Raw genomic sequence first — 19,318 nt, forward strand, 5'->3', positions numbered from 1 at the left:
CACCATCAGCCACACTACCTGCTCAGCCGGCAAGCGCCGATGCCGAATACTGGCTGCATCCGTACTCAGGATCGCTTGCTCGATCCACTCGTATGGCAAATGCTCGCCCAGCCTCTTCCAGTCCGGAGACTCGAGATGGTTGGCCAGGAAGTGAAGGGTATCGTCGAGCATCGCGACGAAGGGTAACAGCGATGCCCGGCGTTTACAACAGCAAAATAAAAATGCCGTTCAGTCTTAACTGAACGGCATTAGGCCGAGCGCGGTGCTTTTTGCACGCAAAAACCATCGCTGCGCAAGACCTTTAAAGCCTCGCGAAACCGACCATAAAAGCACCAAATCTTTCCAATAAGCGCGCTCGATGTTAGTGCTCACTCACGCCGTAGGGCAACGCGGACGGGGGCTGTGAAATGTCAAGGTCGCAGGGCGAAAAAAATGCCAAATAAATTAGATTTTCATGGCCCTTAAGCTATTGCAACGGGATGGGTACGGCACTACAATTAGTGTCATTCGATAGCAATGCACTAGATGTAGTGGTACCCGAGATCCTCAACCCGATTGTTCCAAAGCGCTCATAAGGCCTTGATCTTGCGTTATAAAAACCTTTTTTGACTGTGTTTCCCCTACCCGGCGGCACGCTCGGAAGGGGTATTTTTTTTGCTTTTTTGATTTGTTCGCGAACCGGTACCAACGGTTTTACCCATAACAATCGGCGGCGGCAAAACTGCACGTCGTTCCTGGAGAGACTCTATGCAAACTTCCCAAGACATTTCCATCACCAACCACGTCACACCAGGAGCGACGGGCACGGCAACGCAGTCCGGCGCAGCCATCGTCGCCAACGGCGACTACCGCATCATCCGCCGTAATGGCGCCGTGGTCGCGTTCGAGCCATCGAAAATCCAGGTCGCCATGACCAAAGCCTTCCTCGCCGTGAACGGCGGGCAGGGCGCAGCTTCCGCGCGTATCCGCGAGCTGGTCGAGCAGCTGACCGACAACGTCGTCTCGGCACTGGTGCGCCGCCAGCCTTCCGGCGGCACCTTCCATATCGAAGACGTGCAGGACCAGGTGGAACTGTCGCTGATGCGCTCGGGCGAGCACGATGTCGCGCGCGCCTACGTGCTGTATCGCGCCAAGCAGATGGAAGAACGCAAGGCCTTGAAGCTGTCGCAGGTCGGTTCGCTTGAGGTGGCGGCCCCGCAGATCCACGTGCTGGAAAACGGCGAGCGCCGCGTGCTGGACATGAACCAGGTCCGCGACCTGATTAACGCCGCCTGCGTCGGCCTGGAAAAGCACGTCGACGCCGACGCCATCCTGGCCGAAACGGTCAAGAACCTGTACGACGGCGTGCCGGTCGAAGAACTGCACAAGTCGGCTATCCTGGCAGCGCGCGCGCTGATGGAAAAAGACCCTGCGTACTCGCAGGTGACCGCACGCATCCTGCTGCACACGATCCGCAAGGAAGTCTTCGGCAAGGAAGTCGCGCAGGCCAAAGCCGCCGCCGCCTATGTCGAGTACTTCCCGCAGTACATCGCCAAGGGCATCGAAAACGAACTGCTCGACCCTGAACTGGCCAAGTACGACCTGGCCAAGCTGGCCAAGGCGCTGGTCGCCGACCGCGACCTCCAGTTCGGCTACATCGGCCTGCAGACCCTGTACGACCGCTACTTCCTGCACGTGCGCGATGTCCGCATCGAGATGCCGCAGGCGTTCTACATGCGCGTCGCCATGGGCCTGTCGCTGCGCGAAGAAAACCGCGAAGCGCGCGCCATCGAGTTCTACAACCTGCTGTCGTCGTTCGACTTCATGAGCTCGACCCCGACCCTGTTCAACTCGGGCACCCTGCGTTCGCAGCTGTCGTCGTGCTACCTGACCACGGTGTCGGACGACCTCGAAGGCATCTACGACGCGATCAAGGAAAACGCGCTGCTGGCCAAGTTCGCCGGCGGCCTTGGTAACGACTGGACCCCGGTGCGTGCGCTCGGCGCCCACATCAAGGGCACCAACGGCAAATCGCAAGGCGTCGTGCCGTTCCTGAAAGTGGTCAACGACACCGCCGTCGCGGTCAACCAGGGCGGCAAGCGCAAGGGCGCGGTCTGCGCCTACCTGGAAACCTGGCACATGGACATCGAGGAATTCCTCGACCTGCGCAAGAACACCGGCGACGACCGCCGCCGCACCCACGACATGAACACCGCGAACTGGATTCCCGACCTGTTCATGAAGCGCGTGATGGAAAAAGGTTACTGGACCCTGTTCTCGCCATCCGAGACGCCTGACCTGCACGACAAGGTCGGCAAGGCCTTCGAACAAGCCTACCTCGGCTACGAAGCCAAGGCTGCCGCCGGCGACATGCGCGTCTTCAAGAAGATCGAAGCGCTCGACCTGTGGCGCAAGATGCTGTCGATGCTGTTCGAAACCGGCCACCCATGGATCACGTTCAAGGACCCATGCAACATCCGTTCGCCGCAGCAGCATGTCGGCGTGGTCCACAGCTCGAACCTGTGCACCGAGATCACCCTGAACACCGGCCCGGACGAAATCGCCGTCTGCAACCTCGGTTCGGTCAACCTGCCTGCCCACATGAAGGATGGCAAGCTGGACAAGATCAAGCTCGAGAAGACCGTGCGCACCGCGATGCGCATGCTCGACAACGTCATCGATATTAACTACTACGCCGTCGAAAAGGCGCGCAACGCCAACATGCGCCACCGTCCGGTCGGCATGGGCATCATGGGCTTCCAGGACTGCCTGCACATGATGCGCATACCGTATTCGTCGATGGAAGCGGTGGAATTCGCCGACAAGTCGATGGAAGCTGTCTGCTACTACGCCTACCTGGCATCGACCGAGCTGGCCGAAGAGCGCGGCCGCTACGCGTCGTACGAAGGTTCGCTGTGGGACCGCGGCATCCTGCCGCAGGACTCGGTCAAGCTGCTGGCCGAAGAGCGCGGCGGCTACCTGGAAGTCGATTCGTCCGAATCGATGGACTGGACCGTGGTGCGCGAGCGTATCAAGCAGTTCGGCATGCGTAACTCGAACTGCGTGGCGATCGCCCCGACCGCGACGATCTCGAACATCATCGGCGTATCGGCATGTATCGAGCCGACCTTCCAGAACCTGTATGTGAAGTCGAACCTGTCGGGCGAGTTCACCGAGATCAACGCCTACCTGGTGCGCGACCTGAAGGCGCGCGACCTGTGGGATGAAGTGATGATCTCCGACCTGAAATACTTCGACGGCTCGCTGGCCAAGATCGACCGCATTCCTCAAGACCTGCGCGACATCTACGCCACCGCGTTCGAAGTATCGCCAAGCTGGCTGGTGGAAGCAGCATCGCGCCGCCAGAAGTGGATCGACCAGGCCCAGTCGCTGAACATCTACATGGCTGGCGCATCGGGCAAGAAGCTGGACGAGACCTACAAGCTGGCCTGGCTGCGCGGCCTGAAGACCACCTACTACCTGCGCACCATCGCGGCGACGCACATGGAGAAGTCGACTTCCCGTACCGGCGCGCTGAACGCGGTGAATGTCGACGGCGGGATGTCGGCCAGCGCGATGGCGGGGGCGGCTCCAGCGCTGGCGGCAGCGCCAGCGGCCGAGGTCGAAGACGGCGCCGCGTGCTACCTGCGTCCGGGCGACGACGGTTTCGAGGAATGCGAAGCCTGCCAGTAATAAGAGTTAAAGTAACCCCGTCGTTCCCGCGAAAGCCTAGGCGGCCCCGCGGTAACCCATAGACGGTTTTTAGGATAACAATGTATTGAGGCCGTCGCATCGCGGCAGCCCAACAGAGGAATACGACTATGTTGTCATGGGATGAAGAAACAACGCCAGCAGCCCGTCCGGTGCCGATGGGCGCCGCCGAGCCAGAGGCCGATGCTGCCCTGGTCGCCAAGCGCGTCAGCGCGGACGACAAGCGCATCATCAACGGCAAGACCGACGTTAACCAGCTGGTGCCGTTCAAGTACAAATGGGCATGGGACAAGTACCTGGCCGGCTGCGCGAACCACTGGATGCCGCAGGAAGTCAACATGCAGCGCGACATCGAGCTGTGGAAAAACCCGAACGGCCTGACCGACGACGAGCGCCGCCTGGTGAAGCGCAACCTCGGCTTCTTCGTGACCGCCGACTCGCTCGCCGCCAACAACATCGTGCTGGGCACCTACCGCCACATCACGGCGCCGGAATGCCGCCAGTACCTGCTGCGCCAGGCGTTCGAAGAGGCGATCCACACCCACGCCTACCAGTACATCGTGGAGTCGCTGGGCCTGGACGAAGCCGAGATCTTCAACGCTTACAACGAAGTCAAGTCGATCCGCGACAAGGATGAATTCCTGATTCCATTCATCAACACGCTGACCGACCCTGCCTTCACCACCGGCACCACCGAAAACGACCAGAAGCTGCTGAAGTCGCTGATCGTGTTCGCTTGCCTGATGGAAGGCCTGTTCTTCTACGTCGGCTTCACCCAGATCCTGGCGCTGGGCCGCCAGAACAAGATGATGGGCGCGGCGGAGCAGTACCAGTACATCTTGCGCGACGAATCGATGCATTGCAATTTCGGCATCGACCTGATCAACACGATCAAGATGGAAAATCCGCAGCTGTGGACGCCGGCGTTCCGCGAAGAGATCAAGCAGCTGTTCCTGAAAGCGGTCGACCTGGAATACGCGTACGCCGAAGACACCATGCCGCGCGGCGTGCTCGGCCTGAACGCGACGATGTTCAAGGGTTACCTGCGCTTCATCGCGAACCGCCGCGCAACCCAGATCGGCCTCGAGACGCTGTTCGCCCAGGAAGAAAATCCATTCCCATGGATGAGCGAGATGATCGACCTGAAGAAAGAGCGTAACTTCTTCGAGACCCGCGTCACTGAATACCAGACCGGCGGCGCGCTGAACTGGGAATAAACCTGCTCTATATAAGAGGGTGCTCGCACCCTCAGCCGAAAGCCCGCCGAGTGCGGGCTTTTTTACGTGTGCGAAATTCGCGCGACGTGCATATATTGCATTTTTTGCAAAGATATCGGACACTGCGGGCGACGGCGTCTGTACGCGCCGGCGACATCGACCATTTACAGGACTCGGATAAACTTGACATCCTCCCCCTCCCTAAAGGAAGGGGATTCCCACTACTGGCGTCTGATGCCCCAGACGGAAGCCGGGCTGAAACGAGCCAGCTTCTTATTCAATCCGCAGGATATCTTTCGACCTCGCCGACGGCGACTGCGGATTGGGGAAACGGTACCAGCGAATCATGCCCCGGCGCGTAATCGCATACTGAAACACTTATGGAATTTGACGATGCCCCAACAACAAAGTTCAAGAGATTTTTTAACCTGGATGGCTGCGAGCGCTACGCGCCCGACTCCTTTCACTCCCCGCCGTCAACGGCGGGGTTTCTCGGAGCAAATCTGATGAAAAAGAAATCGACCTTAGGCCTCGGCGCAATCGCGCTTGGAATGCTGATCGCGGGCCAGGCTGTGGCTGCCGATGAATACCACGCGTTGCTGAAGGGCCGGAAGTTTGCTGAAGTCGAAAGAGCCACCACTGCAAAGCTGGCGAAAGACCCGGCTGACGCGAATGCGATGATCGCGCGCACCAGGGCGATTCTTGGAATGCGCGACGGCCGCTATGAAGAGGCGGCGGCGCAGGCCGAGAAGTGCATCGCCAGACATCCGGACAATGGCGGCTGCCACCTTGCGCTCGGAAAAGCGCTGGGCAGTAAAGCGGTGGCCGGCGGGATTACCTCGGCCATCGGATATGCCGGCACTATTCGCGACGCATTCAAAAAAGCCGTCGACATTAACCCGCGCGATTATGAAGCGCGCTTCGCGCTGCTCGACTATTACATGATGGCCCCGTTCATCGTCGGCGGCGGAACCGGAAAAGCGGAAACGCTTGCGCGCGAAACCGCGACCCTGAATGCCGAAGCCGGAAAGCTGATGACCGTTAGTCTCGACCTGAAGGAAGATAACGTCGCCAGCGCCGAGGCGGGAGCGCTCGCACTCAAGCCGGGGCTTGACGATGCCATCCAGCAGCGCCATGAGGAGCAGCTGATGGCGATCGGCGCTACCCATTTGAACGGCAAGAAGTATGGCGACGCGACGCGGGTCCTCGGCGAAGCGCAAAAGCGCTACCCGGATAGTCCGTTGATCGCCTTCGTGGTCGCGCGCGTGCATCAGGAGCAGGGCAAGCATCGCGAGGCGCTCGCGATTTTGGATCAGGTCGTTATCAAGACTCCGCTGCCGCACGTCCACTACCGGATGGCAAAATCGCTGCAAGCAGTCGGCGACAAGCCGAAGGCGGCTGCGGCTTTTGAAAAGGCGCTGTCGTTTAAAACCGGGCTTGCAAAAACCATGCGGACCGATGCCGAAGAACAGCTCAAGACCTTGAAAATTTAACGGCCGCGATGACGTCGCATGTGCGCGCGCGAATTCATGCGCGCACATTGCGTCGTCAAGTTGTGGAAAAATCCCAACGGTTTGAGCAATGACGATCGCTCACGTCACCCGCGCATATGCCGTGCGCAAAAGCGCAAACGTGTCGCGCAAAAAGCTGACGCCGACGGCAAACGAGGTCGAATTTTTTCGGCAGGTTCGTTGGTTGCGATGACGTCGGCGATACCGGAACGGCGATGATCAGCGGTGTCGCTGATGATGCCAGGTCAGATCATCCCGCGCCGGAAAATGCGAGCAGGTTTACTGCCCAGCGCTGGTTTACTTTCGGGCCTGGCCGCACTACAAAGCACTCATCAAATCGTCGCTGCATCTTCGCTCTCGGCGATCATTCGAAAGCGCGTCCGCGCCCGCCTCTCAAAATTTTTTCGTGACTAATCAATGCATTGCGATTTCGCGCGCGCGAAACGAAGGTCGCGCCAACGCTGATTCGCGATCATGAATTTGCCGGTTCAACTCGGGCATTGGGCCTCGGACTCAGGTGCACCTTGTGCTGTCGTGCGGTGGTTCGCAGCGGTCGGGAATAGCCCCTCGCGCGTGGCTTCGGATGCGCCCGAAGTGAACCCGCGGGGGGTGTTCGCGTGCGTGAAAACGGTGACGCCAGTGCGCGTGAAATGCGCGGCGAAAAATGCGCATGCGGTCATCGCGATGCGCGCATGCGGACGCGCTTTGACGCGCGAATAAAGCGATTCTTTAATCCGCGCGAGCCGATGTCGCGCATCGCATTTTAAGAACCCGCACGAAACTTCGGTGCGCCAGTTGCGCACTGACAAGGTTTTCGTGTACTTTACGTGATTGAATTTGTCAAAACGTGAATGTGTGTTTTTGAACCACGCGCGATGGCAAACAAACCGATCAAAAATGGGACGCTGACTCCAACAGATATGCACTTAAAACATGCCGCGAAAACTAAGCCGCACTGCCCGATTTTTTCGGGCATGGCGGCTTTTTCGTTTCGCGCATCTGCAAGTGCGTGATGCGGGCAGCGTTCCGGAACAAAGAATTTGTCGTATCTGAAGTTTAGATTTTTTACCGTCCCGGCAAGAGTGGACGGAAACGACTATGGCTGAAGTGCTGCAATCGTGAGGAGCTGCAGCAGTTCAGCTGGTGCCGAATTCATTAGCGCAAACACAGAACCAGTTTGTGCCGATGAATAATTCGCCTGGCCTGACTATCGGTCGGACGGGTTTAAATCTTGTAAGTTGAATCTATCCCATCGAAGATGAAGGAGAACTCAAATGGCAACAGCCGCTAAGAAATCCGCAGTAAAGAAGCCGGCCGCAAAAGCCGCCGCCAAGCCAGCAGCGAAAACTGCAGCGAAACCAGCCGCCAAGAAGGCAGTAGCCAAGCCCGCAGCTAAGCCAGTTGCAAAGAAAGCAGCAGCTAAGCCAGCAGCTAAGCCAGCAGCAAAGAAAGCAGCAGCTAAGCCAGTAGCGAAAAAAGCTGCAGCTAAGCCAGCAGCGAAAAAAGCAGCAGCTAAGCCAGTCGCTAAGAAAGCAGCAGCTAAGCCAGCAGTTAAGAAGACCGCAGCTAAAGCAGCAGCTAAGCCAGTCGCTAAGAAAGCAGCAGCTAAGCCAGCAGCGAAAAAAGCAGCAGCTAAGCCAGTAGCTAAGAAAGCAGCAGCAAAGCCAGCAGCTAAGAAAGCAGTAGCAAAGCCAGCAGCTAAGAAAGCAGTAGCTAAGCCAGCAGCAAAGAAGACCGCTTCGAAAGCAGCAGTCAAGCCAGCAGCTAAGAAAGCAGCAGCTAAGCCAGCAGCGAAAAAAGCAGCAGCTAAGCCAGCAGCGAAGAAAGCAGCAGCCAAGCCAGCAGCGAAAAAAGCAGCAGCTAAGCCAGCAGCGAAGAAAGCAGCAGCCAAGCCAGCAGCGAAGAAAGCAGCAGCTAAGCCAGCAGCCAAGAAAGCAGCAGCAAAGCCAGCAGCCAAGAAAGCAGCAGCAAAGCCAGCAGCCAAGAAAGCAGCAGCTAAGCCAGCAGCTAAGCCAGCGGCTAAGCCAGCAGCGAAGAAGGCGGCAGCAAAGCCAGCAGCTAAGAAAGCAGCAGCTAAGCCAGCAGCAAAAGCAGCAGCTAAGCCAGCAGCAAAAGCAGCAGCCAAGCCAGCAGCCAAGCCAGCAGCTAAGCCGGCAGCGAAAGCAGCAGCTCCTGCAGTTAAGCCAGCGGCTCCAGCAGCCAAGCCAGCAGCTCCAGCGGCAAAGCCAGCAGCAGCTCCTGAAAAGGCAGCAGCACCGGCGCCAGCAGCTCCGGCACCAGCAGCGAAAACTGTCCTGGCTCCAGCAGCAGCATGGCCGTTCCCGACCAGCAGCCGTCCGTAATAGCCAGCTGTGCCTGGATAAGGCAAAATACCGCTGTGTGACACGTTTCACACAGCGGTTTTTTTTTGTGCTCCGCGAACAGGTTCACACCGCCACGCGCCTGCGCGGTCTGCAAACAATCAAGGAGTCCTTGTGCTTGTAATTCTTAAGTTGATCGTCGATGCGGTCGCCACCATTCTGGGCGGCATCCTGTTGCTGCGCTTCTGGATGCAGGCGATCCGCGTGCGTCCACCCGCCTCGGTGGCGCAATTCACCTTTACCCTGTCCGACTGGCTTGTGCGCCCCTTGCGCCGCATCGTGCCGGGTGTAGGCGGCTATGACTGGGCGAGCCTGATCGGCGCCTTCCTGGTGATTCTGCTGGCGACTTCGGTGGTGCTGCTCACCGGCGCTTCGGGCGAAGCGATGTTCCTGCTCGCGCTGTACCGCTTCTTCACATGGATCATTTATGGCTTCATCGCACTCCTGATCATCGAGGCGATCTTCAGCTGGGTGAACCCGCATGCCCCCCTGGCGCCGTTCGTGCGCGCCTTGAACGACCCGCTGCTGCGTCCACTGCGCCGCGTGGTGCCGCTGGTAGGCGGGCTTGACCTGTCGCTGCTGGTGGCCCTCATACTGCTGCAGATCGCCCAGGTTGTGCTGGGCATGGTATTCGGCTTCCGGTGAGCCGTGCGTGGTGCTCCGCGCTCCCTGGCGGAGTGCGGCTGGCGGTACAGATCCAGCCGAATGCGAAGAAGACCGAAGTAATCGGCGTGCTGGACGACGCGCTCAAGCTCAAGCTCAAGCTCAAGCTGCAGGCGCAGCCGATCGAGGGCAAGGCGAATGAGGCGCTGGTGCGGTATCTGGCCGAGGCGCTGTCGGTGCCGCGCAGCGCGGTGACCATCACGCATGGGCAGGCAAACAAACGCAAGCTGATTGAGGTCAGGTCTGAGACGTTGACGGTGGATGCCGTTGAAATGCTGTTACTTTTATTGATTCCGTAGGGGGGGGGCGCCGAGTCCTGCGCCCTGGTCCGCCCTACGGGTTCGGGCCGGTTACGGGTGCTTGTACCCGAACGCCGCCTCGAACTTCTGAGCGATTTCCTGCGCCGTGAACGAGTGGTTCTGCCCACCCTGATGCGCAATCTTGATCGCGCCCAGCAGGCTGGCCAGGCGGCCAGTGGTCGGCCAGTCCCAGTCGTTGGTAATCCCGTGCAGCAGGCCGGCGCGGAACGCGTCGCCGCAGCCGGTCGGGTCGACCACCGCCGCCGCGGGCACGCATGGAATCTCGAAACGCTCGCCCTTGGCGTAGATCTCCGAACCCTTCTCACCGCGCGTCACGATCAGCGCTTCCAGGCGCTCCGCGATCTGCGGCAAGGCCAGGCCGGTACGGTCCATCAGCATTTCGAATTCGTAGTCATTCGCCGCGACATAGCTGGCTTCGTCGATGAACTTGATCAGTTCTTCGCCGCTGAACATCGGCAACTGCTGGCCCGGGTCGAACATGAAGGGCACATTCAGGCTCGCGCAGTCGGCGGCGTGCTTGAGCATGCCGTCACGGCCGTCCGGCGCGATGATGGCGACGCGCACCGCACCGACGTCGGCGACGTTGTTCTCGTGCGAGAACTGCATCGCACCCGGGTGGAAGGCGTTGATCTGGTTGTTGTCGAGGTCCGCGGTGACGAAGCACTGGGCCGTGTAGGCGTGCCCGATGGTGCGGATCGCGCGCGTTTCGATGCCAAGCTTGCCGAGGCGGTCGAGGTATTCGCCGCCGTCCTGGCCGATGGTGGCCATGATCAGCGGGTCGCCGCCCAGCATCTTCAGGTTGTATGCGACGTTGGCCGAGCAGCCGCCGAATTCGGTGCGCAGGGTCGGGACCAGGAACGATACGTTGACCTTGTGCAGTTGGTCGGCCAGCAGCGTTTCGCCGAAACGGCCGTGATATTGCATGATTTTGTCGAACGCGAGCGAGCCGCAGATCAGCGAGGTCTTGGTCATGGATGAAGCCTTATGGGTAGAAAACGGCAATGCGATAGCCAGATGCTTTGACCTGGCTGAGTTCAAAATAGAGCCGGACCGGCTGCTCGCTGCGCGCCCCGAAGCCCTTGGCCGGCGCGACGTCCTTCGGCAGGTATTCGGCGGGTGCGAAGACGCGCCGCAGCACGGTCTTGTTGTCGGCGTCGGTCAGGGCGAGTTCGATATTCGGCCAGGCCTGGGCCAGGCGGCCCTGGTTGTGCAGCGATGTAGTGAGCAGGAAGGTGTCGCCGGAGATCGTCTCCAGTTCGCCCGTTTCGATCGCCAGTTCGTCGATCTGCGCAGGCAGTTCGACACGGCAGCCGAATATGGCGCAGGTGGCGACCAGCGCCGGCTTCAGTTGCGGGAACTGGGCCGCGAGCGAATTGCGGAAGGTGGTCATCGCCTGGATCAGCAGCGCGACTACGAGGACTGCGGAGCCGAAGCCCATCAGGATGCGGTGCGAGCGGCTGGACTGCTCCTGCAGTCGGCCGAGGCGCACGAATTCGGGTTCTTCGTGTTCTGGTTCGACCGGTTCCGCCATTGGTGCGGGACGAGGTGCTGGCGGCCGAGGCGTTTTGCGGCCGGCCTTGCGCGGAGCAGGGCGGGGAAGCGCCGGCGGTTCGACAGCTTCCTGCGGTTCTCCCGGCGCGGATTCACGCATCAGCAGTACTGCCGGGTCAGGGCCTTCGGTTTCGTCGGGCAGGGCCGTTGCGACGATTTCTTCGTCTGCGACTAATTCGGGTTGCTCGTCTTCCGCGGCCAGGTGCGGCGGGCGCAGGCGCACCTCTGCTTCAGGATGAGGCTCAGGTTCAGGCCCAACCTCCGAATCCGGCTCCGGCTCCGGTTCGGATTCCGTAACGGGTTCGGCTTCGGGCTGCGGCACAAGCGCGGCCGATTCGATCGCCGTATCGAAATCCAGCGTGTAGAACTGTTCGACGCTCTCCGCCGGTACTGGCTCTGGTGCGGACGGTTCTTCGGCGGCGGGGATGTCTGCTTCCGGCGGCGCCTCAGCTTCAGCTTCAGCTTCAGCTTCGACGGGGACTTCTACAGGGGGAGGTAATGGAGGTTCGACGGCGGCCGGTGCTGGTTCTGGCGCAGGCGCGTCCAGGTTGACCAGCATGGCATTACCGTCGAATACTTCTTTGCATGCGCCGCAACGCACGATACCCCCACGCAGCTTGAGCTGGTCCGCAGCGACCCGGAAGGTCGTGTGGCAATGGGGGCAGCGGGTGGCGAGCGCCATGCCCTTACTCGCCAGTTGAACGTGCCGGCGGTACGATGTCGCTTCCCATCCGGCCGTGCAGGGCGACCCAGCCATCCTGTTCGGCCCAGACGCCCAGCTTGATGAACGGCGCGTAGGCTGCAGCCACTTCCTCGGCCTGGCGCGCGAGCACGCCCGACAAGATCAGCGCTCCGCCAGGCGCGACGCGTCCAGCCAGCATCGGCGCCATCAGCTTCAATGGGCTCGACAGGATATTGGCCACCACCGTGTCGAAACGGCCGGTTGCATGTTCAGGCTTTGCGGTCGCCAGCTGGTCCGGCAGGTACCAGGTGATCTCGCAGTTGTTGCGCACTGCGTTGTCCCTGGCCGACTCGATCGCTTGCGGATCGATGTCGACGCCGGCCACATCGCCCGCGCCCATCTTCTTGGCCACCATCGCGAGGATGCCGGAACCGCAGCCGTAATCGAGCACGGTCTTGCCGGGAGCAGGGTGCGCTTCCAGCCATTCCATGCACAGGCGCGTAGTCGGATGGCTGCCGGTGCCGAACGCCAGGCCCGGGTCCAGTTCGAGGATCAGGCCGTCCGGATCCGGCGCCTCGTGCCAGCTCGGGACAACCCAGATGTTCTTGCCGATGTGGATAGGCGCGAACTGCGACTGCGTCAGGCGCACCCAGTCCTCGTCCGCCACCGCGCGGGTGGTGAACGGAGGGGCTTTATCGAGCTTGATGGCGGCTGCCGCTTCCGCGACGATCGCTGCCTGGTCGGCGTCGACGTCGGTCAGCGCAACCACGCGGCTGTGTTCCCAAGCCGCTTCCGTCGGCTCCATGCCAGGTTCGCCAAACAGCGGCTTTTCCTGGTCGGTGCCTTCGTCGGCGTCTTCCACCGAAACCGACAGCGCGCCCGCTTCCATCAGGGCGTCGGACAACGCCTCTGCGTGTTCGCGTGCGATCTCGATGACGACTTCGGTCCAGCTCATGCTTCTGCCTTGACTTCCGATTTGGTCGCGATGCTGCCTGCTTTCGGCAGGTCCGGCTTGTTGGCCAGCTTCTGTTCGAGGTAGTGGATGTTGGTGCCGCCTTCGATGAAGCGCGCATCGACCATCAGTTCGCGGTGCAGCGGGATATTCGTGAGGATGCCCTCAACCACCATTTCGGACAGCGCGATCTGCATGCGGCGGATCGCCTGGTCGCGCGTGGCGCCGTAGGCGATGACCTTGCCGATCATCGAGTCGTAGTGCGGCGGAACGTAGTAGCCGGCGTACGAGTGCGAGTCGACGCGGATGCCAGGGCCGCCCGGCGGATGCCAGGCATTGATGCGGCCAGGGGACGGCGTGAACTTGAACGGGTCTTCCGCGTTGATGCGGCACTCGATCGCGTGGCCCGACAACATGATGTCGCGCTGCTTGAAGCGCAGCTTCTCGCCGGCCGCGATGCGGATCTGTTCCTGGACGATGTCGATCCCGGTGATCATCTCGGTGACCGGATGCTCCACCTGGACGCGGGTGTTCATTTCGATGAAGTAGAACTCGCCGTTCTCGTACAAGAACTCGAACGTGCCGGCGCCGCGGTAGCCGATCTTGCGGCAGGCTTCAGCGCAGCGGTCGCCGATCTTTTCGATCAGTTTGCGCGGGATGCCCGGCGCTGGTGCCTCTTCGATCACCTTCTGGTGGCGGCGCTGCATCGAGCAGTCGCGTTCGCCCAGCCAGACGGCGTTCTTGTGTTCGTCGGCGAGGATCTGGATCTCGATGTGACGAGGATTCTCCAGGTACTTCTCCATATAGACTTCTGGATTGCCGAAGGCGGTGCCGGCTTCGGTCTTGGTCATCGCGACAGCGTTCAGCAGGGCCGCTTCGGTGTGCACGACGCGCATGCCGCGTCCGCCGCCGCCGCCGGCCGCCTTGATGATGACCGGGTAGCCGACCTTGCGCGCGGTCTGGATGATTTCCTTCGGGTCGTCCGTCAGGGCGCCTTCCGAACCTGGCACGCATGGCACGCCGGTGCGGATCATCGCCTGCTTGGCCGAGACCTTGTCGCCCATCAGGCGGATCGAGTCGGAACGCGGGCCGATGAAGACGAAGCCGGATTTTTCGACGCGCTCGGCGAAGTCGGCGTTCTCGGACAAGAAGCCATAACCCGGGTGGATCGCTTCGGCGTCGGTCACTTCGGCCGCGCTGATAATCGCCGGCATGTTCAGGTAGCTCAGGCTCGATTGCGCAGGACCGATGCAGACCGATTCGTCCGCCAGCTTCACGTATTTGGCGTCTTTGTCCGCTTCGGAGTGGACGACAACCGTCTTGATGCCCATCTCGCGGCAGGCGCGCTGGATGCGTAGCGCGATTTCGCCGCGGTTGGCGATTAGGATTTTTTCAAACATAGGTTCGGTGTTTCTGTGAGTGCCGGCCTGAGCCGGGAACAACATGGGAACGTCAGGAATGGCTGCGGCACCGGGTGCCGCACGCGCTGCTTCCTTAGCCGATCACAAACAATGGTTGACCGAATTCGACTGGCTGGCCGTTTTCGACCAGGATCTTGGTCACGGTGCCCGAGAAGTCCGAATCGATTTCGTTCAGGAGCTTCATCGCTTCGATGATGCAAAGGGTTTCGCCTTCCTTGATGGTCGAGCCGACTTCGACAAACGCGGCTGCGCCTGGTGCGGACGAACGGTAGAAGGTGCCGACCATCGGCGACGTCACGACATGGCCGGTTTCGACGGCGGCGACCGGCGCTGCGGCGGCTTCAACCGGCGCGCCGGCGTGCATCGGGGCCGAGTACTGCTGATGCATCTGGTGCGGCTGCATCATGACCATCTGGTTCTGTGGGTTTGCGGACGACTTGACGATGCGAACTTTGCTCTCGCCCTCGGTCACTTCGAGTTCGGCGATGTCCGACTCGGCTACGAGGTCGATCAGTGTCTTGAGTTTTCGTAAATCCATGTGAAACCCCTTGGAATTATTGTGTAATTAAGAGTATGCGGTGCGCCCTGGTCGGGCCGCCCTCGCAAATGCGTGAAGATGGCGAAGATTAACGCTTTTTAAGCGCAAAGTCGATGGCAAGGCGATATACATCCGTGCCCAGCCCACAGATCGTTCCCTGCGCTATGGCCGACAAAAATGAGTGATGACGAAACTCTTCGCGTTGGTAGATATTCGAAATATGCACCTCGAGAAAGGGGATCGCCACGCCCGCCAAGGCGTCGCGCAGGGCGACGCTGGTATGCGTCAGGCCGCCCGGATTGATGACGATCATGTCGACGCCGTCCGTTTTTGCGGCGTGAATACGGTCGATCAGCGCACCTTCGTGATTACTTTGATAGCAGGAAAGCGTCGCTCCCGCCGCGCCCGCCTGGGCTGTCGCTGCGCTTTCGATGTCGGCCAGTGTTGCGGCGCCGTACACCTCAGGCTCCCGGGATCCCAGCAGGTTCAGGTTGGGACCGTTGAGCAGGAGTAGCTTTTTTGCCATGTATAAAGGTCGTTTTCTGCGAAAGTCAGGCATTTTGCCGCCAACGATGGTCATTGGCAAGCGATAAAATTGCCCTTCTGAAATCGTACGGTCGTGCGTTTAAGAGCCAAGTGCGGCCAGGTCGGCCTTCAGTTCTTCGAACTTCAGGCGGCCAAGATAGGTCTTGCGGACCTGTCCGTCAGGCCCGATCAATACAGTGTACGGCAAGCCACCGCTGGCGTTACCGAATTCACGCGCCAGTTCGGTGCCGCGCAAGCCGGATACATACAGCGGGTAGGAAATTTTGAATTTCTCGGCAAATTGAGCAATGTTCGCGGCCGAATCGATGCCGATGCCAATGATGTTGATATTGTTCTTCACGCTGTCCTTGGCCAGCTGGTCCAGTTCCGGCATTTCTTCGACGCAGGGGGCGCACCACGGCGCCCAGAAGTTCACCACCAGGGCCTTGCCCTTCCACTGCGCGAGTGCCTGGCGCTGGCCTTTGGCGTCGTCCATCGACTCGGCAAACAGCGCACTGACTGGCGTATGCGGGCGGCCATCGGTCGGCGCGATGCTGGTCGTGACAGGGCTGGGTTGCTTTTTTTGTACGCCGACATAGGCGCCCATGGCGGCAAAGGTGGCGGCGATAATGCCGTACACGAGCAGGTTCTTCTTATTGATCATTTATTGTTCATTCAAATCGGATGAGGCTTCAATCAGGGCGCGCACCGCGGCGGCATCGGCGCGCGGCAAGCGACCGTCGGGACGCGGCTTGCGCGCGCCGCGCAGGTCGTTCAGGTCATACACTTCCGCGTGCACGCCTTCGCGCTTCCACATGAAACTGATGGTCTCGACCGGATCGTGGCGCGCGCCCTTGAAGTGCGGGGTTTCAGAGAGTTCTATATTGACGTCGCGGTTCAGCAAGAAGATTTCGACGTCTTTCGCGCTCTCAACGAACAATTGTAAATGAATATCGTCGTGCTCCCCGGCAGTACCGTTCAGCACGGGGCCGGTCAGGTAGGGCGAGAACGCGGACAGCGCCTCCATCACCTGCAGCGCGGCCTTGCGCAATTCGAGCAGGCGGACAGGCTGGGTGGCGGACTGGAACAGGGCAATGTATTGACGGACTTCTTCCTCGACCTCGAGGTTGTCGGGCATCAGGTTGGCCGCAGGCCGCTCGTCGCCCAGCACCTGGGTGGCGGCTTTGCGCTTGGCCGTGCCGTAGTCGGCGCCGTCCTGCGCGATCATGCGCGCAGCGACGGCAGCAATTTGCGAGCGCAACTGCTGGAGATCGTCGTTCTGGTTAGGCATCATGACGAGATCATACTCTTGAACGGAAAATGCCACCTTGTCAGGTAAAATCGCGTATTCCGACTTTTGCCACCACTACATAACATGCATATTCACATCCTCGGTATTTGCGGCACCTTCATGGGGGGGCTTGCAGTTTTGGCAAAAGAGGCGGGCCATAAGGTCACCGGCTGCGACGCCAACGTCTATCCACCGATGAGCACCCAGCTCGAAGCGCAGGGCATCGAACTGATCACCGGCTTTGGCCCGGAACAGACTCAACTGAACCCCGACCTGTACGTGATCGGCAACGTGGTTTCGCGCGGCAACCCGCTGATCGAAGAGATATTGAACAAAAGCCTGCCGTATGTATCTGGCCCGCAGTGGATTGGGGAACATATCCTGCGCGACAAATGGGTGCTGGCCGTTGCCGGCACGCACGGCAAGACGACTACCTCGGCGATGCTGGCCTGGATCCTGGAAGACGCGGGCTATTCCCCGGGCTTCCTGATCGGCGGCGTACCGATGAACTTCGGCATCTCGGCACGCCTGCAAGGCGCCACGCCGTCCGACTTCTTCGTCATCGAAGCGGACGAGTACGACACCGCCTTCTTCGACAAGCGCAGCAAGTTCGTCCACTACCACGCAAAAACCGCGGTACTCAACAACCTCGAATACGACCACGCCGACATCTTCCCCGATATCGGCGCCATCGAGACCCAGTTCCACCACCTGGTGCGCACCGTGCCGGGTGTTGGCCGCCTGGTCGTCAACGGCGATGAAGCGTCAATCGCGCGCGTGATGAAGCGCGGCTGCTGGAGCGACAAGGAATCGTTCGGCGGATCCGAAGGCGTCAACTGGACGATGGTCGAGCACCCGTCGGACGGTTTCGACGTCCTGTTTAACGGCGACGTGGTCGGCACCGTGCATTGGGGCCTGACTGGTAAACACAACCGCTCCAATGCGCTGGCCGCGATCGCAGCCGCCCGCAACGTCGGCGTGCCGCCCGCGCAGGCGGCCGAATCGCTGGCGCGCTTCGAGAGCGTCAAGCGCCGCATGGAAGTACGTGGCGTGGTTGACAACGTCACCGTGTACGACGACTTCGCCCACCACCCGACCGCGATCGCGACCACCGTCGCCGGCCTGCGCCAGAAGCTGGGCGCGTCGGGACGCATCCTGGCGGTGCTCGAGCCGCGCTCGAACACGATGAAGCTGGGCGCGATGAAGGATGCGCTGCCGGGCAGCCTGAAGGACGCCGACCTGGTGTTCGGCTTCGGCAGCCAGCAGGCGCTGGGCTGGAGCCTGGCCGACGCGCTGAAACCGCTGGGCGGCATCGCGCACAGCTTCGACCAGCTCGACTTCCTGCTCAAGGCCATTGTCGACGCGGCCCAGCCGGGCGACCACATCCTCGTGATGAGTAACGGCGGCTTCGGCGGCATCCACCAGAAGCTGCTGGAAGCGCTGGCATGATTTTGTACTTGCACGGGTTCCGCTCGTCGCCGCGCTCGTTCAAGGCGCGCGTCGTCGGCGAACGGATGAAGGCCCTCGGACGCGCCAATGAACTGATTTGCCCGCAGCTGCCGGCGTCGCCAAAAGAGGCGATGGCGCTGGTGCTCACGCTGGTCGAACGCTATCCGGCGGAACAGCTGGCGGTCATCGGTTCCTCGCTTGGCGGTTTTTACGCGACCTGGCTGGCCGAGCGCCTGGGCTGCCGCGCCGCGCTGCTGAACCCTGCCGTCGACCCGCTCAAGAACCTCGAGAAGCACGTCGGCGTGACCACCGAATACCACTCCGACAAGCCGTTCGAGTTCAAGCGCGAGTACATCGACGAGCTGCGCGAGCTGAAAATCGAGCGCCTGACGCAGCCAGGACGCTACTTCCTGCTCGCGACGACCGGCGACGAAGTGCTGGATTACCGCGACATGGTGGCGCGCTACGACGGCGCGCAGCAGCATGTCATTGAAGGAAGCGACCACGCGATTTCGGAGTTTCCGCAGTATGTGGACGAAGTGCTGGAATTCTGCCTGGCGGAAGCCGGCCGGTGAGGAGCGGTTCGCTGCGCCGGGCCACATGGCACCGGCACATTAACGGTGTCGCCGCACCCGCCGCCGTGCGCGACTGGCTGGTCACGCAAGGCTCGCTGACCGCGCGGCTGGTCGCACACAGCGAAGCGTTCCGCGTGCAGCGCCTGCACCAGAGTTCGGGCCTGTGCCTGGCCGATGAAGCGCGCGCGATCGGCATGCAGCGGCCGGGCCGGGTGTGGGAACGCGAAGTGCTGCTGCGCTGCGACGGCGTGCCGGTGGTGTTCGCGCACACGGTGGTGCCGGCGGCGAGCACCGCGTCCGACTGGCCGCTGTTTTCGGCGCTGGGCGAACGCTCGCTTGGCAGTACCCTGTTTTACGACCCGCTGGTCACTCGCGGCGAACTTGAATTTGCGCGGATACGCGCCGGCCATCCCCTGCTCAAACGCGCGCGCGCGGTGCTGGGAGGGATGGACGACCCTGTTTACTATGCGCGCCGCTGCCTGTACCGCCGCCGCAATGGAACGCTGCTGGTGACCGAGGTGTTCCTTCCCCCGGTAACCAGTCTGGCGCCCACAAAACACTACAAATAAAAGG

The 19,318-nt window shown here is 61.0% G+C and carries 19 protein-coding genes; 8 read left to right on the top strand and 11 right to left on the bottom strand.

Annotated features, from left to right (window positions below; translation table 11 throughout):
* A partial coding sequence (locus tag HHL21_RS07995; RefSeq protein WP_206085698.1) for a transposase domain-containing protein occupies positions 1-171 on the bottom strand: 171 nt, incomplete at its 3' end.
* Positions 172-747: 576 nt separating this feature from the next.
* Here HHL21_RS07995 and HHL21_RS08000 point away from each other — a divergent pair.
* The 3 genes from HHL21_RS08000 to HHL21_RS08010 all read left to right on the top strand — a co-directional run bounded on the left by HHL21_RS08000 (position 748) and on the right by HHL21_RS08010 (position 6,400).
* Positions 748-3,672 (top strand): ribonucleoside-diphosphate reductase subunit alpha, encoded by a 2,925-nt coding sequence (locus tag HHL21_RS08000; RefSeq protein WP_169464740.1) that lies wholly within the window; start codon positions 748-750, stop codon positions 3,670-3,672.
* A gap of 128 nt (positions 3,673-3,800) precedes the next feature.
* On the top strand, positions 3,801-4,907 hold the full coding sequence (locus HHL21_RS08005; RefSeq protein WP_169464741.1) for a ribonucleotide-diphosphate reductase subunit beta: 1,107 nt from the start codon (positions 3,801-3,803) through the stop codon (positions 4,905-4,907).
* 380 nt (positions 4,908-5,287) lie between these two features.
* A complete protein-coding gene (locus HHL21_RS08010; RefSeq protein WP_169464742.1) occupies positions 5,288-6,400 on the top strand; it encodes a tetratricopeptide repeat protein in 1,113 nt (370 codons plus the stop codon).
* Between the two features lie 1,288 nt (positions 6,401-7,688).
* On the opposite strand, the gene HHL21_RS08015 is transcribed toward HHL21_RS08010, so the two are convergent.
* The gene (locus HHL21_RS08015; protein ID WP_169464743.1) at positions 7,689-8,555 is read right to left on the bottom strand and encodes a hypothetical protein; all 867 of its coding nucleotides are present in this window, start codon (positions 8,553-8,555) and stop codon (positions 7,689-7,691) included.
* Between the two features lie 41 nt (positions 8,556-8,596).
* Entirely contained in the window at positions 8,597-8,848 is a 252-nt protein-coding gene (locus HHL21_RS08020) for a hypothetical protein (protein WP_169464744.1), read from the bottom strand.
* Positions 8,849-8,892: 44 nt separating this feature from the next.
* Between HHL21_RS08020 and HHL21_RS08025 the strand changes: the two genes are divergently transcribed.
* On the top strand, positions 8,893-9,423 hold the full coding sequence (locus HHL21_RS08025; RefSeq protein ID WP_370659686.1) for a YggT family protein: 531 nt from the start codon (positions 8,893-8,895) through the stop codon (positions 9,421-9,423).
* Complete coding sequence (locus HHL21_RS08030; protein WP_169464745.1) at positions 9,420-9,740, top strand: DUF167 domain-containing protein; 321 nt, start codon at positions 9,420-9,422, stop codon at positions 9,738-9,740. The genes HHL21_RS08025 and HHL21_RS08030 overlap by 4 nt, the downstream gene beginning before the upstream one ends.
* A 51-nt stretch (positions 9,741-9,791) precedes the next feature.
* On the opposite strand, the gene HHL21_RS08035 is transcribed toward HHL21_RS08030, so the two are convergent.
* The 8 genes from HHL21_RS08035 to HHL21_RS08070 form a co-directional block, all read right to left on the bottom strand.
* Positions 9,792-10,733 (bottom strand): carbohydrate kinase family protein, encoded by a 942-nt coding sequence (locus HHL21_RS08035; protein WP_169464746.1) that lies wholly within the window; start codon positions 10,731-10,733, stop codon positions 9,792-9,794.
* A gap of 10 nt (positions 10,734-10,743) precedes the next feature.
* Positions 10,744-11,994 carry a DUF3426 domain-containing protein gene (locus HHL21_RS08040; RefSeq protein WP_169464747.1) on the bottom strand — a complete coding sequence of 417 codons (1,251 nt, stop codon included), beginning with the start codon at positions 11,992-11,994 and terminating at the stop codon, positions 10,744-10,746.
* Positions 11,995-11,998: 4 nt separating this feature from the next.
* A complete protein-coding gene (prmA, locus tag HHL21_RS08045) occupies positions 11,999-12,949 on the bottom strand; it encodes a 50S ribosomal protein L11 methyltransferase (RefSeq protein ID WP_169464748.1) in 951 nt (316 codons plus the stop codon).
* Complete coding sequence (accC, locus tag HHL21_RS08050; RefSeq protein WP_169464749.1) at positions 12,946-14,346, bottom strand: acetyl-CoA carboxylase biotin carboxylase subunit; 1,401 nt, start codon at positions 14,344-14,346, stop codon at positions 12,946-12,948. Before accC ends, prmA begins: the two co-directional genes overlap by 4 nt.
* A 94-nt stretch (positions 14,347-14,440) precedes the next feature.
* The gene (accB, locus tag HHL21_RS08055; protein WP_169464750.1) at positions 14,441-14,905 is read right to left on the bottom strand and encodes an acetyl-CoA carboxylase biotin carboxyl carrier protein; all 465 of its coding nucleotides are present in this window, start codon (positions 14,903-14,905) and stop codon (positions 14,441-14,443) included.
* Positions 14,906-14,993: 88 nt separating this feature from the next.
* Positions 14,994-15,431 carry a type II 3-dehydroquinate dehydratase gene (gene aroQ, locus HHL21_RS08060; protein WP_169465143.1) on the bottom strand — a complete coding sequence of 146 codons (438 nt, stop codon included), beginning with the start codon at positions 15,429-15,431 and terminating at the stop codon, positions 14,994-14,996.
* 99 nt (positions 15,432-15,530) lie between these two features.
* Positions 15,531-16,091 carry a TlpA family protein disulfide reductase gene (locus tag HHL21_RS08065; RefSeq protein WP_169465144.1) on the bottom strand — a complete coding sequence of 187 codons (561 nt, stop codon included), beginning with the start codon at positions 16,089-16,091 and terminating at the stop codon, positions 15,531-15,533.
* A gap of 3 nt (positions 16,092-16,094) precedes the next feature.
* Positions 16,095-16,724, bottom strand: a complete 630-nt coding sequence (locus HHL21_RS08070; protein WP_169464751.1) for a hypothetical protein — start codon at positions 16,722-16,724, stop codon at positions 16,095-16,097.
* Between the two features lie 81 nt (positions 16,725-16,805).
* On the opposite strand from HHL21_RS08070, the gene mpl reads away from it, so the two are divergent.
* The 3 genes from mpl to HHL21_RS08085 are packed head-to-tail and all read left to right on the top strand — an operon-like array spanning position 16,806 to position 19,314.
* Positions 16,806-18,170 (top strand): UDP-N-acetylmuramate:L-alanyl-gamma-D-glutamyl-meso-diaminopimelate ligase, encoded by a 1,365-nt coding sequence (gene mpl, locus HHL21_RS08075; RefSeq protein WP_169464752.1) that lies wholly within the window; start codon positions 16,806-16,808, stop codon positions 18,168-18,170.
* On the top strand, positions 18,167-18,745 hold the full coding sequence (locus tag HHL21_RS08080) for a YqiA/YcfP family alpha/beta fold hydrolase (protein WP_169464753.1): 579 nt from the start codon (positions 18,167-18,169) through the stop codon (positions 18,743-18,745). The genes mpl and HHL21_RS08080 overlap by 4 nt, the downstream gene beginning before the upstream one ends.
* Positions 18,742-19,314 (top strand): chorismate--pyruvate lyase family protein, encoded by a 573-nt coding sequence (locus tag HHL21_RS08085; RefSeq protein ID WP_169464754.1) that lies wholly within the window; start codon positions 18,742-18,744, stop codon positions 19,312-19,314. Before HHL21_RS08080 ends, HHL21_RS08085 begins: the two co-directional genes overlap by 4 nt.
* Positions 19,315-19,318 lie beyond the last annotated feature (4 nt).

The sequence above is a fragment of the Massilia polaris genome (assembly GCF_012927275.1).
GTDB classification, from domain to species: Bacteria; Pseudomonadota; Gammaproteobacteria; order Burkholderiales; family Burkholderiaceae_D; genus Telluria_A; species Telluria_A polaris.